The organism is Bacteroides timonensis (assembly GCF_000513195.1).
Classification (GTDB): Bacteria; Bacteroidota; Bacteroidia; order Bacteroidales; family Bacteroidaceae; genus Bacteroides; species Bacteroides timonensis.
Map to the genome: position 1 here is coordinate 1 of NZ_CBVI010000136.1, position 18,634 is coordinate 18,634.

Below are 18,634 nucleotides of genomic sequence, written 5' to 3' on the forward strand. Positions count from 1 at the left end.
GCGCTGAAAGTATTCCAGATAGAACCAGACCAGTTAGTACTGGGTCAGCCTATGATTGTCCGTTCACCCATTTCCGGTGAAATAGTGAAGAATAACATTGTAATCGGGCAATTCATGAAAGACGATGCCGACCCGATAGCCGTGGTAGCCGATCTGAATGAAGTATGGGTAGCTGCCAATGTGAAAGAAAAAGATATGTCCCTGCTCTCTTCATTGAAAAAAGTGGAAATATCCTTGGTATCGCAATCGAACCAGACCTTCAGCGGTACAATCTACCATATCAACGAAATGCTGGATGAAGATACGCGTTCGGTAGAAGTATTAGTGGCATGCGATAATAAAGAGCGACTGATGAAGCCTGCCATGTATGCCACAGTGAAACTGACTGACGAGCCTGCTGAAAGCATCTTGATCCCGACTTCCGCCATTTTGCAGGAAGAAGAACAGGCGTATGTACTGGTCTCTTCGGGCAACAATAAATTCCTGAAACGAAAAGTGGAAACTTCTGCTACGGATGGTGACAAGAGTGTCATCACTTCCGGCCTACAATCTGGGGAAAAGTATGTTTCGGACGGTGCTTTCTATCTGCTGAATGCCAACTAAACACCGGGGTTACATAGTATGAAGAAGTTGATTTTTCTGGCGATACATCGTCGAGGACTGATGTTCGTATTGTTTGCCTTCATTGCCGTGGTGGGGTACTATTCATGGACAAGACTGGCAATAGATGCTTATCCGGATATTGCGGATACCACCGTACAGATTGTGACACAAGTGCCGGGACTGGCTGCCGAAGAGATAGAACAACAAATCACAATTCCCATTGAACGGGCCGTAAACGGTCTGCCGGGATTGAATGTGATGCGAAGCAAAAACACCTTCGGACTGAGCACCGTGGTACTGGTGTTTGATGACGGAATTGATGACTACTGGGCACGCCAGCGTGTGCAGGAGCGCCTGGTAGATGTAGAATTACCTTATGATGCCGTACCGGGGCTGAATCCCCTGACCTCGCCCACCGGAGAGATATTCCGCTACGTCATTGAAAGCGATAATCTAGACCTGCGTGAGATCACCGATTTGCATAAATGGGTGATTATTCCCCGACTGAAACAAGTGACAGGCGTAGCCGATGTAAGCAACTATGGCGGCATCACTACCCAGTATCAGATCGAGCTGAATCCACGTAAGATGGAAGAGTACGACATTTCCCTTTCTGACGTGACAGAGAAAGTTGAAATGAACAATGTGAACGCTGGAGGAAGTATGTTGAGCCGGGGTGATCTGAGTTACGTGATTCGTGGTATCGGTCTGGTGAAGGATTTGAAAGATTTAGGACGTATCGTTATCAAAACGGATAATGGAGTACCTGTGTACCTGGATGATATCGGAAAGTTGAAATATGGCAGCCTGGAGCGAAAGGGTGTACTGGGCTTTTATGATGGTAAACGTAATTTCTCTGACGGTGTAGAAGGCATCGTGCAAATGTTACGCGGTCAGAATCCCTCACAAGTGCTCGAAGGAGTACATGCCGCTATTGACGAACTGAACAACGAAGTACTACCAAAAGGTACACACATTCATCCTTTTATGGATCGCACAAACCTGGTGGATATGACCTTACACACGGTTTCGCATACACTGTTTATGGGTATGATCCTAGTGATAGTGGTACTTATTCTTTTTTTAGGGAGCTGGCGGGGGGCATTGCTCGTTGCCGTCACCATTCCCCTATCGCTGCTGATAGCTTTTATCCTGATGCACGTGACGGATATACCTGCCAACCTGCTTTCATTGGGAGCCATTGACTTCGGTATCCTTGTAGACGGCTCTATCGTGATGATGGAAACAATTCTGAAGAAGCGTGAACGGCATCCCGATGAAGTACTGGAAGAAGATTCCATCTTACGGCGTACAACGGAAGTCGCCCGCCCTATCTTCTTCTCTATCCTTATTATTATAACCGCTTATTTACCCCTGTTTGCCTTCGAACATATCGAGAAGAAATTGTTTACACCGATGGCATATACAGTGGGATATGCACTGATAGGCGCTCTGTGTGTAGCATTGTTTCTGATTCCGGGACTGGCATATATGGCTTACCGTAAGCCTCGGAAAGTATATCATAACCGTTGGTTGGAAAAATTGCAGATGCTGTATCACGCACAAGTGGTTCGTGTAATTGACTGCCCGAAAGCCGTATTGGGAGTATTGGCAGGAATCCTGGTTTTAGCAGGTGTTTTGAGCTACGCAGTGGGAAAAGATTTCCTCCCTCCCCTGGACGAAGGGGCTATCTGGATTCAGGTACAATTGCCTCCGGGTATCTCCATCGAGCGTTCCAAGGAGATGGGAGCTGAATTAAGACATAAGCTGGGGCAGTTTCCGGAAGTGTCGTACGTAATGACACAGGTGGGGCGTGACGATGAAGGTGCAGAAGCCTTTTCCCTTTCGCACATCGAATGTGGTGTAGGATTTTGAAACCTTACGATAGCTGGACTACAGGACGCAATAAAGCCAAGCTGATTGAAGCGATGAATGATACGCTCATGACCATGCCGGGATATTCGGTAGGTTTCTCCCAGCCGATTATTGACATGGTGATGGACCAGATAGCAGGTGCGCACAGTGATCTTGCGCTGAAGATATATGGGGAAGATATCGCGGAAACGCGTCATATTGCCGATAAAGTAGTTAATGTCATCAAGCAGATACCGGGTGCGACGGATGTTGCCGTAGACCAGGAGCCTCCCCTTCCCCAACTTCAGATTATAGCAGACCGTGACCGTATTGCCCAATACGGATTGAATGTCTCGGACGTGGCCGATCTGATAGAACTCGCCATTGGCGGCAAGGCTATTTCGCAAATCTTTGTGGGTAGTAAGTCGTATGACGTCATCTGCCGTTTCAGCGAAGAGACGCGCAATACACCGGAACGCATTGGAAATCTGATGCTGACTTCGGGCACAGGCGCCAAGATACCATTGAGCCAGGTAGCGGAGATCAAACTGACCACAGGGGCAAGCACCATTTCACGCGAGATGAATAAGCGGCATCTTACAATCCGCGTCAATCTGCGTGGTATTGACCTGACTTCTTTCTTGCAGAAAGCGAACAGGATGATTGATGACCAGGTGAAATACAATCACGAAGATTTTCATCTGAAATGGGCGGGACAGTTTGAAAACCAGCATCGTGCATACAATCGTTTGGGTGTGGTAGTTCCGTTGACATTGGGCATTATGTTACTATTATTGTTTGCTGCCCTCGGCAAATTCCGGCAGGCGGCTTTATTGATGTGTATCATTCCGCTGGCACTCTTCGGCGGTATGCTTGCACTGAATGTACGGGGAATGACACTGAATGTATCTTCTGCCGTAGGCTTCATTGCCCTGATTGGTGTAGCTATTCAGAATGGAGTGATTATGATTTCGCATATCAATAATTTGCGCGAACGGGGGCGCGACTTGCGCGATGCCGTGGTTACCGGTGTGCGCCATCGTTTCCGTCCCATTCTGATGACGGCTACTGTTGCTGTGCTGGGTTTGCTTCCGGCATCCCTGAGTACGGGAATTGGTTCCGATGTACAGCGTCCGTTGGCAACGGTTATTGTATACGGATTGCTGTTTGCTACTGTGGTGACACTGTATATTCTCCCCACTTTATATTATATGATGGAAAAAAAGGAAGATAAAAAGGATGGAAATGAAAAGATATAATATTGCGTTGTTTACCCTTATCGTTTGTGCCTGTTCAGTGCAGGCACAGACTGTAGAGCCGATTAATTATAAGCAGTATATGCATAAAGTAAGTGCCGACAATCTGGAATATGCAGCGGAGAAAATGAATGTCAGCGCCGCACATGCAGATGTGATAGCTGCCAAGGTATTTGATGATCCGTCGCTCTCTTTTACTTATTCCAACAATGAAGACCATACTTTGCAAATGGGGCAAAGCTACGAACTGGAACTTTCTCAGAACGTAACTTTTGGAAGACGTACAGCCGGCATCAAGTTGGCACGCAGCCAAAATGAACTGGCGGAGATTGTGCTGGATGATTATTTCCGGAATTTACAGGCGGACGCCACCATTGCTTATCTGGAAGTAATGAAGCAAAAACAACTCAGTGACATCAAGAGAAGTGCATGGAGCAATATGTACGACCTGGCGAAATCCGATAGTATTCGTCTGGCATCTGGCAAGATCATGGAGGTGGAAGCGATACAAAGCAGGCTGGAAGCAGACATCATGTATAACGAGGTGCTGCAAGCTGAGACGGACTTAAAGCAGGCATATATGCAACTGTCCCTCTTTGTTGGAACCACAGTTACAGATACGCTGTTTCATCCGGTGGAAGAACTGAAAAAGCCGGAACAGGTATTTGTGCTGAACGGATTGATTGAGGGAGCTATAGAACATCGTTCTGATTTGCTGGCAGCTTTGAAGAATACGGAGGTTGCACACCGTGAACTGATTCTGGCTAAGCGTGAAAAGCGTCCTGATGTGGAGTTTTCATTAGGATGGAGCCATAACAAGCGTGTACGCAATGAAGAAGCACCTGCCCCGGCATTCAATGGAGTCAGTGCGGGGATTGCGATTCCTCTAAACTTCTCTTCTCTGAATAGAGGTGCGGTCAATGCTGCCCGTTTCCATGCCCGCCAGGCAGAATTGCAATATGAGCAAATGTGCTTGCAGGTACAACGGGAAGTTCTGGGAGCTTATCAGCAATTCCAATCGCAGGCACTTCAAGTGAAACATTACGAAGGTGGAATCCTGAAACAGGCGCAGGATGTGCTTGAAGGTAAAATATACAGTTATAACCGGGGCGAAGTTTCTCTGTTGGAAATACTGAATGCACAACGGACGTATGATGAAGTTCAGGCGCAATATATAGAAACGCTGTTTAATTATAATGCGGCACTCGTCGAGCTGGAACGCAGCTGCGGAATTTGGGATATAAAGGGATAAATTGTTGATAATATAAAAATGAGGGGATGTAAACTTTTACAATATCCTCATTTTTTGTATCATTGCAAACATAATTCTCTAAAGAACATACTATTATGAAAACTAGACTTTTATTATTTGCCGTATTTCTATTGGTGTGCGGCACTGCATTCAGTCAGGACAGTGATAATGCGAAGTATATTGAAGTAACCGGAACCTCGGAAATAACCCTTGTACCCGACGAGATTCATTATCTTATCGAGATTAAAGAATATTGGGAAGAGGAATTTGACGGAAAGTCCAAACCGGAGAATTATCGGACCAAAGTGCCATTGACTGGAATAGAGCGAAATTTGAGAGCTGCCTTACGAAAGATCGGGATTCCGGAAGACGCCATCCGTACACAAGAAGTAGGTGACTATTGGCGTGAACGCGGACTTGAATTCCTGGTATCCAAACGGTTTGATATCACATTGACTGATTTTAGTCAGATAGATGAGATTCTAAAGGTTATCGACACGAAAGGTATCAACTACATGCGTATCGGGGAACTGAAAAACAAGGATATGCAGGTCTATCGGCAAAAAGGTAAGATAGAGGCATTGAAAGCTGCACGAAAGAAAGCTGAATATTTGGTGGAAGCATTAGGCAAACGCTTGGGAGATGTCATTCGCATTGTCGAACCGCAGGAAAGTGCAGGTTATTCCCGGTATTTTGCATCCCAGAGCAATGTAAGTTCATCACAGGCAGAAGCTTACGATGCTTTCCGTACGATAAAACTGAATTATTCGATGCTGGTGAGGTTCGAGATAAAGTAGAATCGTACGGAGAGCAACGAAAGACTCTATTTCTTCATCCTTACCTCATACAAGTCGCTTCTTCTGTCTTTCAGATTGCGCACACTGCCGTAAGTATGCAATTCATTTAATAAATCCAGATCCACATCGGATACCAGTATCATTTCTGTATTCGGTGTGGCTTCTGCACGCTTCCCATCCGTCGGGAATGCAAAGTCGCAGGGAGTAAACACACCTGATTGTGCATACTGAATATCCATATTGTGCACGCGCGGAAGATTACCTACACTACCGGCAATGACTACGAAACATTCATTTTCGATGGCACGGGCATGGGCGCATACTTTTACACGTGAGTAAGCATTTTGCGTATCCGTCAAGAAAGGAACGAATAAAATCTGCATACCCTGGTCTGCCATAATACGGGATAATTCCGGAAATTCCACATCATAGCAAATCAGTACGCCGATCTTAGCACAGTCCGTATCGAATGTCTGCAAAGCCTTTCCGCCACTTAATCCCCAGCTTTTTATTTCATCGGGTGTGACGTGCAACTTCTCATACATCTCAAAACTACCATCGCGACGACAAAGGAAACCGACATTATACAAAAGTCCATCTTCTTTAATAAGCGGCATGCTACCCGTAATAATATTGATGTTGTAACTGATAGCCAACTTAACAAATCGTTCTCTAATCTCTTCAGTATAAGCCGCCAGTCCGCGAATGGCCTGTGATTCCCCTTCATTATTGAATTTTGCCATCAGCGGAGCATTGAAGTATTCGGGGAAAAGAATGAAGTCACTCTTATAATCGGACACGGCATCCACAAAGAATTCTACCTGTTCAAACAGGTCATCCAGTGTTTGATAACTACGCATCTGCCACTGCACCAATCCTACGCGCACGGTGGTTTTCGGTGCAATATATTCTTCCGTAGGCTCCTGATAGTAAATGTTATCCCATTGCAACAGACAAGCATAATGCTTGGACTCTTCATCATTAGGCAGGTAATTGCGCATCACCTTGCGTACGTGGAAGTCGTTGGAAAGTTGAAAGGTCAATACGGGGTCGAAAATTTCTTTCTGCTTTACCTTATCTATATACTCTTTCGGGCGAAGTTGATCCGAATATTTATAATAGTTGGGAATACGCCCGCCGAACATAATAGCTTTCAGGTTCAGAGTTTCGCAAAGCTCCTTGCGGTATTCGTACATACGGCGTGCCAAGCGAAGTCCACGGTATTGAGGATGAATAAAGACTTCAATACCATATAATATATTGCCTTTAGGGTTATGGGTATTGAAGGTTTCTTTACCCGTCACCTGTGCATAAGTATGATCGTTCTTCACATCATCGTAATTCACAATGATGGAAAGTGCGCAGCCGACGATCTTTTCGTCTACCACGGTTACAATCTGTCCTTCGGGGAAAATTCGGATGAGTTTTTCAATTTGTTTGTGTGTCCAAAACACATCGCTGCCATCCGTATATACACGGGTGAATGATTGCGCCAGTTGCTCGTAGTCTTCTATCTGTAAATTACGCAACTGTACTTTGTTGATTTTCAATGAGTCCATAATGTCTCTTTTTTATACCAAAAGTTAAATCCGCTGCAAAGGTACGGTTTAAACTTATACATTGTCTCCCGGAATGCACATTTTTGTGAGAGACTGATTTTGCAATAAAAAAGAAATGAGGATTTAACACTTTAGGAATAAGAGTATTTTGCTTTTTTATACTTTTGCATCGTTTTCTACAACTTTCAGTTTATTTCTTACTTAAATTTTAAAAATCATGGCTAAAAAGATGTTATTCCTGTTTGTGCTTTTGCTTTCCCTTACAGGAATGCTCAAGGCACAGGTAACTACTGCCGGAATGAGTGGTAAAGTGATGGCTGACGAAGAATCTGTCATCGGCGCTACGGTTGTAGCCGTACACGAACCTTCCGGAACCAGTTACGGTACTGTTACCAATGTAGACGGACGTTTCAGTCTGCAAGGTATGCGCTCCGGTGGTCCTTACAAGGTGACGGTATCTTACATAGGTTATCAGACGGCAATCTATACAGGTATCCAGCTGCAACTGGGTGAAACTTATTCATTGAATGTAACCCTGCACGAAGCTTCGGAATTATTGGGAGAAATCACTATTACGGCCAGTAAGTCAAAATTCAGTGCTGAAAAAACGGGAGCTACTACCAATATTTCTTCTGAACAGCTCACCACATTGCCCAGCATTAACCGCAGTATCAGCGACTTTACCCGCATTTCCCCGTATGCTTCAGGAAACTCCTTTGGCGGCCGTGACGGACGTTCCAATACGTTCACGGTAGACGGTGCGAATATGAATAACAACTTCGGTCTGTCGTCTGATTTGCCCGGAGGTGGAAATCCTATTTCGCTGGATGCCATTGATGAAGTGCAGGTAGTAATTGCCCCATACGATGTACGTCAGGCAAACTTTATCGGTGCAGGTATCAATGCCATTACGAAATCGGGTACAAACGCTTACAGAGGTAGCGCTTATATGTACTTCAACAATGAAGTGATGCGCGGTAACAAAATTGGCGATACTGATTTCGGTGTGCGTGCCGAAGAGTCCAAGACTGTTTACGGTGCTACATTTGGTGGTCCTATCATTAAAGACAAGCTGTTCTTCTTTGCAAATGTAGAGTATGAAAAGAGCCCGCAGCAAGTAATTACATGGCGTGCGGCAAGAGAAGGAGAAGACCCGAATAACTCCACTATTTCACGTACTACGGAAGCAGATCTGGCGGAATTCTCCCAGATTCTGAAAGACAAATACGGATACAATACCGGTTCGTTCACAGATTTTCCTGCTGATGTCACCAATTTGAAGTTACTGGGCCGTATTGACTGGAATATCAATCAGGGAAATAAGTTGAGCGTACGCTATAACTTTACCAATAATAAAACCTGGAACGCACCCAATGGCAGTTCGGGAAATACTGGGTATCGTTTGGCATACAACCGTGTTTCGGCTTACTCCATGTCTTATGCAAACTCTTGCTATTCTTTGCAGAACATTGTAAACTCGGCTACTGCCGAATTGAACAGCCGTTTCTCTTCCAACGTTTCCAATCAGCTGTTGTTTACATACAGTGACATGAAAGATGAACGCGGCACGAACTCCAGCCCCTTCCCTTTCATTGATATTATGGCCGGATACTACGAAAACGGTAATCAGATATTAGAGCCTTACATGACTGCCGGCTATGAGTTGTTTACCTATAACAACCTGGTGAAAAATACGGTTATGACTATTGTGGATAACTTCACCTATTACCTGGGAGCTCATAAATTAACGGCAGGTATCAGCTACGAACGTCAGAAAGCCGGAAACTCATACATGCGTAACGGAACCGGATATTACCGCTATTCCAGCTTCGAGGATTTCAAAAATGGAGCTGCACCCGAATCGTTTGCCTTGGCTTATGGGTACAATGGTAATACCAAACCTTCTGCGGACGTGAAATTCGGTCAGTTGGGTGTTTATTTGCAAGATGAATGGAACATACGCGATAACTTTAAATTGACTGCCGGTATACGTATGGATAATCTCAGTTTCCTGAATGATATTATGCGTAATCAGGCTATCTATAATCTGGACTTCAACGGTATGCATATTGATACGGGTGCATGGCCCGATAACAAACTGCAATTCTCACCGCGTGTGGGTTTCACCTGGGATGTGTTCAATGATAAGACATTAAAAGTGCGTGGTGGATCAGGATTCTTCACCGGACGTATTCCTTTGGTGTTCTTTACCAATATGCCTACCAACTCGGGTATGATTCAAAATCTGGTAAGTATTACGACCAGATATAAGGATGGTGTCGTAACCAGTCGCGATCCCCGCCTGGATTTGCTGAAAGGTACTATGATAACGGATGTAAACCAGATGATTTCCACATTGGGACTTCCTACCACCATCAGTCCGGAAGAAGGTGTATTGCCAAGCTCCATAGTGGGCATCGATCCGGACTTCAAGATGCCGCAAGTCTGGAAAACCTCATTAGCTTTGGATTACCAGCTGCCTGTATCTTTCCCGCTGATGGTCACACTGGAAGGAATGTTCTCTAAAGATATCAATGCGGTGCGCCAATACAACTACAACGTGCAAGCTCCGGATAAAGATACATGGTCACGTTTTAACGGACCGGATGATCGTTACATCTATCCTGAAAACTTCCTGCAACACACGAATATTAGTAGCGCGAATGTATTAACAAACACTTCTAAAGGTTGGGGATGGACAGGTAACATTACCGTAATGGCAGAACCCGCCAAGAATGTAAATATTATGGCAGCCTATACTCATACCGAATCAAAGGAAATCAGTGGTATGCCTGGTTCGGATGCTAATTCCGCCTGGACAAACGTTCCATCCATCAACGGACCGAACAGCTCGGGACTCATGCGTTCGCAATATGTCACTCCCAACCGTGTAGTTGCTTCCATTAACTGGCGCGTACATTTGAATAAGAAAACATCTTCGAATTTCAGCCTCTTTTATAGCGGATATTCATCCAGTGGCTATAGCTTTATGTACTCTAATGATATGAATGGCGATGGCGTAACCAATGACCTTATTTACATTCCGGAGACTAAAGATGAAATCAAGTTCACGAGTGCCGAAGATGCAGATGCTTTTTGGATGTTTGTGAATCAAGACCCTTATCTGAAGAAGCATAAAGGCGAATATGCCGAAGCTTATTCTGCACGTGCTCCTTGGGTACACCGCTTTGATTTCCGTTGGAGTCGCGACTTCTTCGTGAAGATTGGCAAAACTAAGAATACGCTGCAACTCAGCCTGGATATTCTGAATATAGGTAACTTGCTGAACAGCAAATGGGGTGTAACGAAAAACATGTCCGGCGCTAATGGTGGACGAATTCTGACCTATAAGGGTAAGGATGAGAGCAACACTCCTATTTTCTCTATGTACAAAGATAGTGACGGTAATTATCCTACCGAAAGCTTCACCCGAAACTTGAATTACAGCGAATGTTGGAAGCTTCAGATCGGTCTGCGATACGTATTCAATTAAAGATTCCGAGCTTATATTTATCAAAAAAGAAAAGGTGCAACCGAAACATACCGGTTGCACCTTTTTGCATTTATAAGATATTAAAGGAGAGAGAATTTTATTTGTTTTTTCTCCAGAGTTTACTCATGTCTTCCAGAGTCTTGCCCTTCGTTTCGGGTACCCAACGCCAAACAAAGAAGGCGGCTGCAACGCAGATGATGCCATACAAGCTGTATGCGAACATCGGACTGAAGTCGTACAGTGCCGGGAACGTGGACGATACAATATAATTGAATATCCATTGGAAAGCTACCGCAATGGCCACAGCTTTACCACGAATGGTATTCGGGAAGATTTCAGAAATCAATACCCAGCAAATCGGTCCCCATGACATCATGAAGAATGCTGCGTATACAATTACGGAAAATACCGGAAGAATACCCTTGATTCCCATGCTGTCGCACATTGCCACTGCAAATGCACCTACCGCCATACCGATAGAACCGATAATCAGCAACGGCTTGCGTCCGAAACGGTCTACAGTAAAGATAGCTACAAGCGTAAATACAATGTTTACAATACCCATGATAACAGTTTGCATCATGCCACCGCCTTCAGCACCCGCACTTTCGAAAATACGCGGAGCATAGTATAATACTGCATTAATACCAATAGCCTGCTGGAATACGGAAAGCATGATACCGATAACAATAACTGCCACACCATAAGAGAACAACTTCTCGGTCTTTTCCTTGGAAGTAGCCTTGATTTCTGCCAGAATTTCTTTTGCTTTGTTTGCACCATTCACCTTCTCCAGGATAGAGTATGCCTTTTCGTCCTGATGTACCAACACCAGATAACGCGGAGTCTTCGGTACGAAGAAAAGAAGGAAGCCGAATAATGCAGCCGGGAATGCTTCCGAACCGAACATATAACGCCAGCCGGTTTGTACGCTCCACATATCCGAAGCCGCATTCACTGACAATATACCTTCAGTGCTTTTATCGATAATAGGATTCGTGTGATCGCCCATAATCAGGAAGTTGACGAAGTAAACCACCAACATACCGAAGATAATGGCAAACTGGTTACAAGATACCAGCGTTCCACGAATGTTAGAGGGTGCAATTTCTGCGATATACATCGGACATACGGCAGAGGCAAGGCCTACACCGATACCGCCCAATACGCGATACAAATTGAATGCGATGAGCAGTTCCATGTTCGGCTCACCGTAGTTGAAGAATAAAAATTCGGGATAATAAGAACCCAATGCAGACAGGAAGAACAGCACGGATGCCAGTCTCAACGAATTGCGTCGTCCCAGACGGGAAGCGAAAAGACCGGAAAGAGCACCACCGATCACACAGCCGATAAGTGCACTGGAAGAAGTGATACCGTGCATCACCTTGTCATATTGGAAATCCGTAGCCATCAGGAAGAAAGCTTCCAAGCCCTTCTCCGCGCCCGATATTACCGCCGTATCGTAACCGAACAGCAGGCCTCCCAAAATGGCAACGGTTGTAATAGAATATAGGTAGAGTTTACTACCATTGTTAGCATCATTCATGATAAAAAAGATTAGGTTGATAAATGTGAGTAAAAAGGTGATAAGATGGTAGAGTGATAGGGTGATATTACTTTATTACTTTATCACCTTACCACTTCATCACCTTATCACCTTAATATATTAGCAATACATATTCACGATTGCTTCATACAATTCTTGCTTACCGCTGGTTTGCTTCGGTTCGCCGTTAGCTTTCGCATAAGCTACAACATCTTCCAAAGACAATTTGCCTTCTTCGAATTCCTTACCCTTGCCACCGTCGAATGATGCATAACGGTCAGCTAACATCTTCTTATAAGGAGATTCTTCCAGTAATTTAGCTGCACTTTCCAGAGCACGTGCCATAGCATCCATACCTGCAATGTGAGCGATGAAGATATCTTCCAGGTCGGTAGAGTTACGACGGGTCTTAGCGTCGAAGTTAGTACCGCCATTGCCCAAACCATCGTTGCGGATGATCTGCATCATAGCCTGAGTCAGTTCGTAGTTATCGATAGGGAATTGGTCAGTATCCCAACCGTTCTGGTAGTCACCACGGTTAGCATCAATAGACCCCAACATGCCGTTGTCAACAGCTACAGCCAGTTCGTGTTCGAAAGTATGGCCAGCCAAAGTTGCGTGATTAACCTCGATGTTTACTTTGAAATCCTTATCCAAACCGTGAGCTTTCAGGAAGCCGATAACTGTTTCAGTATCTACGTCATACTGATGTTTTGTCGGTTCCATCGGTTTCGGCTCAATCAGGAAAGTACCTTTGAAGCCACGAGCACGTGCATAGTCACGAGCGATAGTCAACATCTTTGCAAGGTGTTCTTTTTCACGTTTCTGGTCAGTGTTCAGCAAAGACATGTAACCTTCGCGACCGCCCCAGAACACATAGTTTGAACCACCCAGTTCGATAGTAGCGTCAATAGCGTTCTTGATCTGAACAGCAGCGCGTGCTACAACGTCGAAATCAGGATTGGTAGCAGCACCGTTCATATAACGTGCATGACCGAATACGTTAGCAGTACCCCACAACAGCTTGATACCAGTTTCAGCTTGTTTTTCTTTTGCATAAGCTACGATAGCTTTCAGATTAGCTTCATATTCTTCGATGCTTGCACCTTCAGAAATCAGGTCTACATCGTGGAAACAATAGTATTCGATACCCATCTTCTGCATGAATTCGAAACCTGCATCCAATTTATTTTTAGCTGCTTGCAAAGCGTCAGAGTCACCATTCCAAGGGAATTGTTTCGTTCCGCCACCGAATTGGTCACCACCTTCTGCGCAGAGAGTGTGCCACCAAGCCATAGCAAACTTCAACCAATCTTTCATCTTCTTACCCATGATTACCTTCTCAGCATCGTAGTAACGATATGCCATCGGATTCATACTCTCTTTACCTTCGAATTTAATCTTTCCTATTCCGGGAAAATACTCTTTTGTTGCCATAATTTTAATTGAATTTTAAAGGGTTAATTATGTTTTAATTATTAACTGTACTATTCTAATTCCCCTCGTTTTCAGAGGAGAGTTAAGTTAGCATTATTTTGCCATTGATTTTTCCAAACGATGCTTCCAGCGTGCATAAGCATCTGCATATTCCTGGCGCTTAGCCTGATTAGGCTCGATAACATCCAGTTTTTCCAACGTTGCGAATGCCTCGTTATTATCCTTATAGATACCTGCGCCGATACCTGCTCCCTTGGCTGCACCTACCGAACCGTCCGTGTCGTACAGTTCGATCACAGCTCCCGTCACACCTGCCAACGTATCGCGGAAGATGGAGCTAAGGAACATATTTGCATGGCCTGCATGGATTTTCTGTACAGGGATACCCATACCTTCCATAATATCTATACCATACTTGAATGAGAATACAATACCTTCCTGAGCTGCACGCACAATGTGTTGTTTGCTATGCAGATTGAAGTTCAAGCCACGGATGGAGCAGTTGATCTCTTTATTTTCGAGCATACGTTCCGCACCGTTACCGAAGGGCAGAATGCTGATACCTGCACTGCCGATAGGGGCTTGTGATGCCAGTACATTCATTTCATTGTAAGAGATGCCTTCGGGAGCGATCGTACGTTTCACCCAAGAATTAAGAATACCCGTACCATTGATGCAAAGCAATACACCCAGGCGGGTTTGTTCGTCCGTATGGTTTACGTGAGCGAATGTGTTTACGCGTGATTTCGGATCATAGTTCACTTCACCGTTCACACCATACACAACGCCCGAAGTACCTGCTGTAGAGGCAATTTCTCCCGGATTGAATACATTCAGTGAAAGAGCGTTATTCGGTTGGTCGCCTGCACGATATGTGATCGGTGTACCTTCCTTTAATCCCAATTCTTTTGCTGCGGCAGCGTTCACACGGCCTTGTTCGGAGAATGTGGGTTTGATGTCCGCAATCAGAGAGTTATCGAAACCATAATAATCCATCAGGAAATCGGCTACACGATTGTTTTTGAAATCCCAGAACATACCTTCCGAAAGTCCGGAAACAGTGGTACAGATTTCACCGCTCAACTTCATGGCGATGTAATCACCCGGCAGCATAATCTTATAAATCCGTTCGTAGATGGCCGGTTCGTTTTCCTTTATCCATGCCAGTTTAGAGGCAGTGAAGTTACCCGGAGAGTTCAACAGATGTGAGAGACATTTCTCTTCTCCCAGCGTTTCGAAAGCTTTCTGTCCGTAAGGCACAGCACGCGAGTCACACCAGATTATGGAAGGACGCAGCACATTCTGGTCTTTGTCCACACATACCAATCCATGCATCTGATAAGAGATACCGATTGCCTTGATTTCACCTGCGTTTGCACCCGATTCATTCATGACAGCCTGTGTGGCAAGCTTCAGATTTTCCCACCAGCTTTCGGGATTTTGTTCCGCCCAACCCGGTTTAACTGCAATGATTGCCGCCTCTGTCTTCGGAAAGAAAGCAGAAGATACACATTTGCCGGTTTCGGCGTTTACCAGGCTCGCTTTTACGGACGAGCTTCCAATGTCATAGCCTAATAAATACATGCTTTTAATTTATGATTTTTGATTTATGATTTATTTTGTTTGAAATTTATGACCCTTGATCTATGATTTATTCCGCTTATGATGAATCATAAATCTCTTTATCTTCTTACCTTATTATATATCTTCTTATCGAATCGGTAATAGCGTGCGGCACGGTGAGCAACTCCCTGTTGTTTTTCCTCCAATGGAACAACGTATTCCATCATCGCTATTTTCTTGTGGAAGTTCCGCACATCAATAGGCTTGCCATATATCAATTCATATAAAGTACGCAGTTGTGATGCCGTAAACTTACGTGGAAGCAGATCGAACAAGGCCGACGGATTAATCTCCACGTACTGGCGGATATATACCAATGCTTCTTTAATAATCAGATTATGGTCGAAAGCCAATGCCTTAATATCTTGCAGTGCCACCCAATATGCTTCGAAATCAGCCAGACTCCGGCTCAACGCCCGGTCTATCTTCACCAATGACAGGTAAGCAATCGTAACGATACGTTCCACCCTCGATTCCATGGCCCGTTCCAGCCAATGAATGTCTTTCGGGTCCTTCGTCCGGTTTTTGGAACCGAATGCCTTGAACTGCATCAGGTTGACATTCTTCAATCCTGTCAGTTCGTTCAACACACGTTTGGCAGCTTCATCCAGATCTTCATCCATATAGATCAGGCTTCCGGGAAGCTTCATATCGTGAAAAATTTCACCTTGCTCCTCACCTACACGTTTTATCAACAGAACCTTTAATTGTTCTCCGTCAAAGCCAATCACTACACAGTCTACTGAGATATGATTGTTTGCCAATGGGGTTTTATGTTCCATGTTTTGCATAATATCCATGTTTAAGCGCTGCAAATATAAACAGGTTTTTTGAATATTCAAGCAATAGAAACTTAAAAAATACTATGTTGTAAAGCATTATTTTTCAATATAATACATATCGTACTTATTACAATATCAAAACATAGCCTTATCGTTGAAAATACAATATGTATTATTGATAAACAGCAGAATTAGCTAATTGTAGGAAGTACAATAAGAGTGAAGTGCTTTATTCTTAAGGATTTTAGTATCTTGTGCAAGAAATAAAAATGTGGGCTCTTATTGTATTTTCACACGCCATCTCCGTACTATCTCCATATCAACTCTATATCAACTCCGTGTCAAGTCCGTACCTGCTCCGTATCAAGTCCGTATCAGCACTTATCCTATAGACACGGAGCAGGTACGGACTTGACACGGCTCTGATACGGAGATTGTGCGCAAGGAACTCCTTTAAACACTGTAACTCTCGTCCTCGGTTTCGATAGCATTGCACAAAAAACTTTCGTTTGTGCGGTCAATATCAGAAAAAGCTATACCTTTGCACCACTTTTTTAATTAACTACTAAAACAAGAACAGTATGAAAGCATTTGTATTTCCGGGTCAAGGTGCCCAATTCGTAGGAATGGGAAAAGACTTGTATGAAAACTCCGCTTTAGCAAAAGAATTGTTTGAAAAAGCCAATGATATCCTGGGATATCGCATTACGGATATTATGTTCAACGGTACGGACGAAGACCTGCGTCAAACGAAGGTAACTCAACCTGCTGTATTCCTCCACTCCGTTATCTCCGCACTTTGTATGGGTGATGATTTTAAACCCGAGATGACTGCCGGTCACTCATTGGGCGAGTTCTCTGCTCTGGTTGCTGCCGGTGCATTGAGTTTCGAAGATGGATTGAAGTTGGTTTATGCTCGTGCCATGGCCATGCAGAAAGCTTGCGAGGCGCAGCCCTCTACAATGGCGGCTATCATTGCCCTCTCCGATGACAAAGTAGAAGAAATCTGCGAGCAAGTAACCGCTGAAGGTGAAGTTTGCGTTGCAGCCAACTATAACTGCCCGGGACAGATCGTAATTTCCGGTTCTATCGAAGGCATCAACAAGGCATGCGAACTGATGAAGGCTGCCGGAGCGAAACGTGCTTTACCTTTAAAGGTAGGCGGTGCTTTCCACTCTCCACTGATGAATCCTGCAAAAGTTGAATTGGAAGCAGCCATCAACGCCACTGAAATCCACGCTCCCAAATGTCCGGTTTATCAGAATGTAGATGCATTGCCTCACACTGATCCGGAAGAGATCAAGAAGAATCTCGTTGCTCAGCTGACAGCTTCTGTACGCTGGACACAGACTGTTAAGAATATGGTTGCTGATGGTGCTACCGACTTCACAGAATGTGGCCCAGGTGCTGTACTGCAAGGGCTGATCAAGAAGATTGCACCAGAGGTATCTGCTCACGGTATTGCATAATCCTTAAATACAACATATTTGTAAGGGCTGTCTTTTTAACCAAAGACGGCCCTTTATTTTGTAATCATACTATCCGCATTCAGAATAGGAAAATAAACAGCATCTCAACAAAACTTTTTCATGTAAGTATGAAAGTTCTACATTCAACTTGCATTATCTTTAGATAAGATAAGCTGCATCTCAGCATAACTTTTTCATGCAAGCATGAAAGTTCTGCGTTCGATTTGCATTATCTTTGCAAAAACATGCATGATATGGAGAAAATCGACGAATACAAAAACACCCTTGCAATGCCTCTTTGCAAACTATCAATAGATAAGCTGGTGCAGGAAATATGCCTGCATCCGGAATACCTTAAAGATATATACCAGTTGATTTCCGATGATAAAATCGTTGTTTCATGGCGGGCTATATGGGCATGTGAGAAAGTAAGTGAGAAGCATCCCGGCTGGTTTGTTCCATTGCTGGATGATATTATTCAGCGATTATTGGTCTGCCAACATGATGGTTCCAAACGGTTATTGCTGTCTATATTATATAATGTACCTGCATCTGATCCTGTCTCTGTCGATTTGCTAAATTATTGCCTGGATCACATGTTGGCCCCACAAGAAAGTATCGGTGTGCAGGCATTATCTATCAGAATGGCTTACCAGCTTTGCAAGTCTGAGCCGGAACTTTTGAAAGAGCTGCAACTCATATTAGAGAATGCAGATACCGAATATTACTCCACAGGCGTTAAGACTACCATACGGAATATTCTAAAAAAGATAAATAAATAATTGAAGTTTCGCAAGTTATGATATTCAGGAGTTAAAGTACTTATGAAACTTAAATGAATAATAAGAATCAGGAGTTAAAATCAGCTATAAAACAAATTAAATCCAATAACTATAACAAGCAATGTCATGATGCAAAACTAGCAATCTTGTAATGCGGAATATTGCTAGTTTTGCATCA

The 18,634-nt window shown here is 44.1% G+C and carries 11 protein-coding genes and 1 pseudogene; 7 read left to right on the plus strand and 5 right to left on the minus strand.

Annotated features, from left to right (window positions below; translation table 11 throughout):
- The 4 genes and pseudogenes from BN161_RS24035 to BN161_RS24050 all read left to right on the plus strand — a co-directional run.
- On the plus strand, window positions 1-603 hold a 603-nt coding region (locus tag BN161_RS24035), incomplete at its 5' end, for an efflux RND transporter periplasmic adaptor subunit (protein WP_044271082.1).
- 18 nt (window positions 604-621) lie between these two features.
- A pseudogene (locus BN161_RS24040) lies at window positions 622-3,716 on the plus strand (efflux RND transporter permease subunit).
- The gene (locus tag BN161_RS24045; RefSeq protein WP_044271099.1) at window positions 3,703-4,965 is read left to right on the plus strand and encodes a TolC family protein; all 1,263 of its coding nucleotides are present in this window, start codon (window positions 3,703-3,705) and stop codon (window positions 4,963-4,965) included. The pseudogene BN161_RS24040 and the gene BN161_RS24045 overlap by 14 nt, the downstream one beginning before the upstream one ends.
- A 95-nt stretch (window positions 4,966-5,060) precedes the next feature.
- Window positions 5,061-5,762 (plus strand): SIMPL domain-containing protein, encoded by a 702-nt coding sequence (locus tag BN161_RS24050; protein WP_044271085.1) that lies wholly within the window; start codon window positions 5,061-5,063, stop codon window positions 5,760-5,762.
- Window positions 5,763-5,788: 26 nt separating this feature from the next.
- Here the strand turns inward: BN161_RS24050 and BN161_RS24055 are convergent, their stop codons facing one another.
- The gene (locus BN161_RS24055; RefSeq protein WP_007662724.1) at window positions 5,789-7,321 is read right to left on the minus strand and encodes a carbon-nitrogen hydrolase family protein; all 1,533 of its coding nucleotides are present in this window, start codon (window positions 7,319-7,321) and stop codon (window positions 5,789-5,791) included.
- 217 nt (window positions 7,322-7,538) lie between these two features.
- On the opposite strand from BN161_RS24055, the gene BN161_RS24060 reads away from it, so the two are divergent.
- The gene (locus BN161_RS24060) at window positions 7,539-10,814 is read left to right on the plus strand and encodes a TonB-dependent receptor (protein ID WP_044271091.1); all 3,276 of its coding nucleotides are present in this window, start codon (window positions 7,539-7,541) and stop codon (window positions 10,812-10,814) included.
- Window positions 10,815-10,911: 97 nt separating this feature from the next.
- Here the strand turns inward: BN161_RS24060 and xylE are convergent, their stop codons facing one another.
- The 4 genes from xylE to BN161_RS24080 form a co-directional block, all read right to left on the minus strand.
- Window positions 10,912-12,363, minus strand: a complete 1,452-nt coding sequence (gene xylE / locus BN161_RS24065) for a D-xylose transporter XylE (protein ID WP_044271093.1) — start codon at window positions 12,361-12,363, stop codon at window positions 10,912-10,914.
- A gap of 120 nt (window positions 12,364-12,483) precedes the next feature.
- Entirely contained in the window at window positions 12,484-13,800 is a 1,317-nt protein-coding gene (gene xylA / locus BN161_RS24070; RefSeq protein WP_044271094.1) for a xylose isomerase, read from the minus strand.
- Window positions 13,801-13,893: 93 nt separating this feature from the next.
- Entirely contained in the window at window positions 13,894-15,384 is a 1,491-nt protein-coding gene (locus BN161_RS24075) for a xylulokinase (RefSeq protein WP_044271095.1), read from the minus strand.
- Window positions 15,385-15,482: 98 nt separating this feature from the next.
- Window positions 15,483-16,214 (minus strand): NUDIX hydrolase, encoded by a 732-nt coding sequence (locus tag BN161_RS24080; RefSeq protein WP_044271101.1) that lies wholly within the window; start codon window positions 16,212-16,214, stop codon window positions 15,483-15,485.
- 572 nt (window positions 16,215-16,786) lie between these two features.
- Here BN161_RS24080 and fabD point away from each other — a divergent pair.
- On the plus strand, window positions 16,787-17,674 hold the full coding sequence (fabD, locus tag BN161_RS24085) for an ACP S-malonyltransferase (protein WP_044271097.1): 888 nt from the start codon (window positions 16,787-16,789) through the stop codon (window positions 17,672-17,674).
- Window positions 17,675-17,928: 254 nt separating this feature from the next.
- A complete protein-coding gene (locus tag BN161_RS24090; RefSeq protein WP_044155190.1) occupies window positions 17,929-18,456 on the plus strand; it encodes a hypothetical protein in 528 nt (175 codons plus the stop codon).
- Window positions 18,457-18,634: the final 178 nt, after the last annotated feature.